Annotated in this window: 5 protein-coding genes; 3 read left to right on the top strand and 2 right to left on the bottom strand. The window is 43.7% G+C overall.

Annotated features, from left to right (window positions below; translation table 11 throughout):
• Nucleotides 1-44 precede the first annotated feature (44 nt).
• A complete protein-coding gene (gene nhaB, locus CAG68_RS13090; RefSeq protein ID WP_161441248.1) occupies nt 45-1,631 on the top strand; it encodes a Na(+)/H(+) antiporter NhaB in 1,587 nt (528 codons plus the stop codon).
• A gap of 83 nt (nt 1,632-1,714) precedes the next feature.
• Nucleotides 1,715-2,251 (top strand): disulfide bond formation protein DsbB, encoded by a 537-nt coding sequence (gene dsbB, locus CAG68_RS13085; RefSeq protein ID WP_031779052.1) that lies wholly within the window; start codon nt 1,715-1,717, stop codon nt 2,249-2,251.
• Between the two features lie 79 nt (nt 2,252-2,330).
• Here dsbB and CAG68_RS13080 read toward each other — a convergent pair whose 3' ends face one another.
• Nucleotides 2,331-2,948, bottom strand: a complete 618-nt coding sequence (locus CAG68_RS13080) for a YecA family protein (RefSeq protein ID WP_005380818.1) — start codon at nt 2,946-2,948, stop codon at nt 2,331-2,333.
• A 170-nt stretch (nt 2,949-3,118) separates the two neighbouring features.
• On the opposite strand from CAG68_RS13080, the gene dusC reads away from it, so the two are divergent.
• Nucleotides 3,119-4,078 (top strand): tRNA dihydrouridine(16) synthase DusC, encoded by a 960-nt coding sequence (dusC, locus tag CAG68_RS13075; protein WP_005380816.1) that lies wholly within the window; start codon nt 3,119-3,121, stop codon nt 4,076-4,078.
• A 51-nt stretch (nt 4,079-4,129) separates the two neighbouring features.
• Here dusC and CAG68_RS13070 read toward each other — a convergent pair whose 3' ends face one another.
• Nucleotides 4,130-5,590, bottom strand: a complete 1,461-nt coding sequence (locus tag CAG68_RS13070; RefSeq protein ID WP_005387278.1) for a sensor domain-containing diguanylate cyclase — start codon at nt 5,588-5,590, stop codon at nt 4,130-4,132.
• Nucleotides 5,591-5,678: the final 88 nt, after the last annotated feature.

Genomic DNA, 5,678 nt, shown 5'->3' with positions numbered 1-5,678 from the left:
CTATTGTAGTGTCTATTCATAATTTTGTTATAAAGAGAATTATCATGCCGATATCGCTCGGAAACGCTTTTATCAAGAACTTCCTTGGTAAAGCGCCTGATTGGTACAAAGTTGCCATTATAGCCTTCTTAATAATTAACCCGATTGTATTCTTCCTAATAAACCCATTTGTAGCTGGATGGTTGTTGGTCGCTGAATTTATTTTCACGCTAGCAATGGCATTAAAATGCTACCCATTACAACCTGGCGGTTTACTTGCTATTGAAGCCATTGCTATCGGCATGACTAGCCCTGCGCAAGTTAAGCACGAATTAGTAGCAAATATCGAAGTACTGCTACTTCTGGTATTTATGGTTGCGGGCATCTACTTCATGAAGCAGCTATTGCTGTTCATTTTTACCAAAATTTTACTTGGCATTCGCTCTAAAACCCTACTATCACTCGCGTTCTGCTTTGCTGCGGCATTTTTGTCTGCATTTTTGGATGCCTTGACGGTTATCGCCGTTGTTATCAGCGTGGCGATCGGCTTTTACTCTATATATCACAAAGTAGCGTCTGGTAACCCTATCGGTGACCATGACCATACACAAGATGACACGATCACTGAACTAACGCGTGATGACCTAGAAAACTATCGTGCGTTTTTGCGCTCTTTGTTGATGCATGCTGGTGTAGGTACTGCCTTAGGTGGCGTAACCACGATGGTTGGTGAACCTCAAAACTTAATTATTGCAGACCAAGCGGGTTGGTTATTTGGTGAATTCCTAATCCGTATGTCTCCAGTGACACTCCCTGTATTTTTCTGTGGTCTCATCACTTGTGCTTTAGTTGAAAAGCTTAAAGTGTTTGGCTACGGCGCAAAGCTTCCTAACAACGTTCGTCAGATCCTCGTCGATTTTGACCGTGAAGAGCGTAAAACGCGAACAAATCAAGATGTCGCAAAACTCTGGGTTCAAGGTCTTATTGCGGTTTGGTTGATCGTTGCACTCGCTTTGCACTTAGCGGCTGTCGGCTTAATTGGCCTTTCTGTGATCATTTTAGCGACCGCATTTACTGGTGTCATTGAAGAGCACTCCATGGGGAAAGCGTTTGAAGAGGCCCTGCCCTTCACTGCACTGCTTGCAGTATTTTTCTCGATCGTTGCTGTAATCATTGACCAAGAGCTGTTTAAACCAGTCATCGATGCGGTGCTTGCCGTTGAAGATAAAGGTACTCAGCTAGCTCTGTTCTATGTGGCGAATGGCTTATTATCTATGGTGTCGGATAACGTGTTCGTTGGTACGGTTTACATCAATGAAGTAAAAACTGCACTCAGTGAGGGTCTCATTACTCGTGATCAGTTCGACTTACTGGCGGTGGCAATCAATACTGGTACTAACCTGCCTTCTGTTGCAACGCCAAACGGTCAAGCGGCATTCCTATTCTTACTCACATCGGCTCTCGCTCCATTAATTCGTCTGTCTTACGGTCGAATGGTTATCATGGCGCTGCCTTACACCGTCGTTCTTGCGATTGTCGGTCTGATGGGAATCATGTTCTTCCTAGAGCCTGCAACAGCTTCTTTCTACGAAGCTGGTTGGATTTTACCTCATAGTGGTGATCTGACTCCCGTAGTATCCGGTGGTCACTAAAATTTGAGTTGATTAGGAAACTTATCCACGATAAAAAGCTCTGAGTATTCAGAGCTTTTTCTATTTCAGACAGGAACAAAAACGTGACTATTTTAAATTCACTTAACCAGTTTTCAAAGGGACGTTTATCGTGGCTACTGCTTCTGCTATTCGTCGTTTTCTTTGAAGCATGTGCCCTCTATTTTCAGCACGTCATGATGCTTGCACCATGTGTCATGTGTATTTATGAAAGAGTCGCGATGATGGGAGTGGGCGTCGCTGCAATGGTTGGTATATTGGCACCCAAGAACCCAATTTTCCGCTGGCTAGGTTTGATAGGCTGGGGATTAAGTGCTTACAAGGGTTTGTTACTTGCAATGCAGCACGTTGACTACCAGTTTAATCCATCACCATTCGCGACTTGCGATTTATTCGTCACATTCCCTAGCTGGGCTCCGCTCAATCAGTGGGTTCCTTGGATGTTTGAAGCATATGGTGATTGCTCTAAGGTTGTGTGGCAGCTCCTTGATTTATCAATGCCACAATGGTTAGTAGTAATTTTTGCAGGCAATTTAATCGCTTTGGCATTAATTGTAATTGCACAATTCTTCCCTGCAAAACGCGTTAATCCAATTCGTTAATCCTACTGACGCGTAAAAATTAACAAAAAGCCGACCATCTGGTCGGCTTTTTGTTAAGTGGATAGCGCGGCGATTCGCTTTAGCCGCGTGATTGACCACAGCACTGCTTGAATTTTTTTCCGCTCTCACAAGGACAGGGATCATTGCGCCCGATACCTTTGAATGGGTTTAGGCTTTGAGCTTTATTACCTACCATCAACTCATCCGCGCCCAGCGCGACTTCACCGACCATTAAATCAAGCTGGTCGACTAAATCTGTCAGGGCCGGTGGCGTTTCAATACCTGCGTCACGCATCTGTTGCTGCGTTGCTGGCTCATCGATCGCCAGCATCAAAGTGGTCAGTAATGCTTGCAGCATACGCTGTAATCCATCATTGAGCTCAACGTCTTGCCACTGTTCTTCAATCATTGGCCAAACAGACATAAAACCTTCGGCAAAATCAGCAAGTTGTTCAGGTTCTTTGCCTGTTAGCTCTAGCACGGAATATTCGTTTCGTTGAATTCGGTTATGCTGCTTGTGAATTTGCTCTTCCACAGCTGGTTGAATCGCTTTGAATCCCTCACCTAATAGCGGCTCTAACCACTTTTCAGGAGCGAGTGGTTTTGTCGTCAGATTCGCAGCTAACACTGCGCCTTCGATAAATAGGCAAGATTCATCGACGTGAACTTCACCTTTTTCAATCAATGTGTATTGCATGACATCTGGTTTCCCATAAATTTGGCGGCATTATACCTCAGAGCTCAAAAGCACGTAACCTAACGTTGTGTGTTTGACTGCATTGGGCGCTTCGACTCTTTTAATGACAAACTTAACTTACATCGCTACAATCGCCCTCCTTTTTACCACCAAACTGTATTAGGCAAGCTATGCGAGTTGTACTAGGCCCAATGGAAGGCGTTTTAGATCATTTGATGCGCCAAATCCTGACCGAGATAAACGACTATGACCTGTGTGTTACGGAGTTTGTTCGCGTAATCGACCAGCTATTACCCGATCATGTATTTCACCGTTTATGCCCGGAGCTGTTGCAAGGTTCTCAGACTGCATCTGGTGTGCCAGTACATGTGCAATTGTTGGGACAAGAACCGAACTGGATGGCTGAGAACGCAATTAAAGCGGCAAACCTTGGCGCCAGAGGTATTGATATAAACTTTGGTTGCCCAGCCAAAATGGTCAACAAAAGTAAAGGTGGAGCAGCGCTACTCCAGCATCCAGAGCTCATTCACCGTGTGGTTAAAGCTTGTCGAGAAGCCGTTCCAGAAGCCATTCCCGTAACTGCAAAAATTCGTCTTGGCTGGGAGAACCCTGAAGATTGCTTTGAAATTGTCGATGCCATTCAGTCTGCTGGCGCAAATGAACTGACCGTACACGCACGTACTAAACAAGGTGGTTATAAAGCTTCTGAGATAAAATGGGATTACATCAACCAAATTCGCGAACGTTTCGATATCCCACTGATAGCGAATGGTGAAATTTGGAATTATGAAGACGGTCAACGTTGCATTGAAACGACTGGCGTTAGCTCTTTAATGGTGTGCCGAGGCGCTTTCAATATCCCTAACTTAGGCAATATGGTAAAACATAACCACCAGCCAATGTCATGGCCCGAGGTGGTTGAGTTGCTCATCTATTACTCCAAGTTCGAGATGAAAGGCGATAAAGGCTTGTATTACCCAAACCGCGTAAAACAATGGTTCTCTTACTTACGTCAAGCTTATCCTGAAGCAAAAGACCTATTTAGAGAAATCAGAACGTTCAACAAAGCCGCACCAATTGTTGAGCATATTCAACGCTACCGCGATGACTTAAACTCTCAGGTTGCATAACTCCCGAACACAAAAAAGGACGAATATCTCGTCCTTTTTTGTATCTAAATCCTAGTAACAGATCTTATTTTTGCCAGTACTTTTGGCTTGATATAACTTTTCATCCGCCGCTTTAAACAATTCATCAAAGTTTTCTACTCGGCTCTCTTTACTAAACACCACACCGCCAGAGATCGTAAAGCCTTCTTTCGTTACGCGTATCGAGCGCTCATCTATGGCTTTTTTTACTCTGTCTAAAATGAGTTTAATGCCTTCTGAATCTTCGTCATAAATCGCTAAAACGAACTCTTCGCCACCAAACCTTGAGGCAACATCGGTATGGCGAATATTTTCACGTATACATTTTGCAACAAGCTGAATTGCAGAATCACCGACATCATGACCATAGGTGTCGTTGATCTTCTTGAAGTTATCAATATCGAACACTGCTAAAGCAACCTGTTTTTTTGTCATCTTATTACGCCACACGGTTTGCATACCTCGACGATTCAATAAGCTGGTCATTGGGTCTCTTGCTGCCAGTTCTTTAAAGTAACGTCGCTCGCTATGCATATTCACATAGAACAAGACGACGGTACTCAACACGTAAATAAATAGTGCGACAATAAGGCTGTATTTTTCAAAAACCGCTAGGTTCTTAGCTTCATCCCAAAGGTTGTACTCGTAGTACATGCTGTGATTCGCACTCAATCGCTCTAGTTCGACTGGTTTGATTCGTGTACTGTTTGAAGGAATGGATTGTAAATTGGAAACCAAATGAAACTGACCTACAAGACCTAGCGACGAAGCCATAAGCGTATTGATGTCAAAATCAATAGATAAAACACCTTGATGTTCTCCTTTCTCATAGACGGGTACCGTCATACTAATGACTTGACCTTCCATCGAGTCCAACACAGGCCCTGGTCCAGCCAAGGTAATGTTCACTTTATCTTGCGCGGTTTTTTGCCAAAAAGGTCGGGCTTTTAGCGTTGACAAAAGCTCTCTCGTGAAATTTTTTGCGTAGGTATCGGGTGAGGAGATAACGTAACCGCGCTTGTCAATGTAATGGATTCCAACAATGTGCGATTCAATATCGTGCAGAAATGACAAGGACGGCGCAAAACCCGCCTTTTGTTCAGCTAACTGGTTAATCGTTGAACCTTGCTGGCATAAGCTTTCGTCCCCTACGATCATATAATCAAGGTCAACCGCAGGTAACCCTTCACTGTAAACACTTTCGAGTAATAACACATCTATAGGCCAAAGATAACAAAGCCCTTCTTTGACTAAAGAATTATGTTCTTCAAACAGTGGGTTAGCGTAATTGGTATAGTTGGTGAAGCTGTAATCTAAAGCCGTGAGCACTTTGATACCGCGAGACATTGCACGCTCGATACGCGAGTACTCTGAATCGATATAGCGGTTAACCGCATCATAGTAATTTTTCGTTGTAACGAGTAAAACCACTACAAATAGTGCCAGAGGAAAAAAGATGACAAATGAGAGGCTAAATCGCCTTTGGTTTACCATTGAGTACCATGCATATGAAAGGTCAATAGTCTCTTATGACTGCTATTAAATTGATACTCGTTATCTGGTAACGCATGCAATGCAGCAC

It is taken from the genome of Vibrio sp. V42_P2S4T144, assembly GCF_009904715.1.
Lineage (GTDB): Bacteria > Pseudomonadota > Gammaproteobacteria > Enterobacterales > Vibrionaceae > Vibrio > Vibrio alginolyticus.
This window is presented reverse-complemented; position numbering and strand designations above follow the sequence as displayed.

Bases quoted from the DNA above. Each gene is read 5' to 3' on its own strand.
- nhaB (WP_161441248.1), top strand. From the start codon at position 45: ATGCCGATATCGCTCGGAAACGCTTTTATCAAGAACTTCCTTGGTAAA.
- CAG68_RS13080 (WP_005380818.1), bottom strand. From the start codon at position 2,948: ATGCAATACACATTGATTGAAAAAGGTGAAGTTCACGTCGATGAATCT.
- dusC (WP_005380816.1), top strand. From the start codon at position 3,119: ATGCGAGTTGTACTAGGCCCAATGGAAGGCGTTTTAGATCATTTGATG.
- CAG68_RS13070 (WP_005387278.1), bottom strand. From the start codon at position 5,590: ATGGTAAACCAAAGGCGATTTAGCCTCTCATTTGTCATCTTTTTTCCT.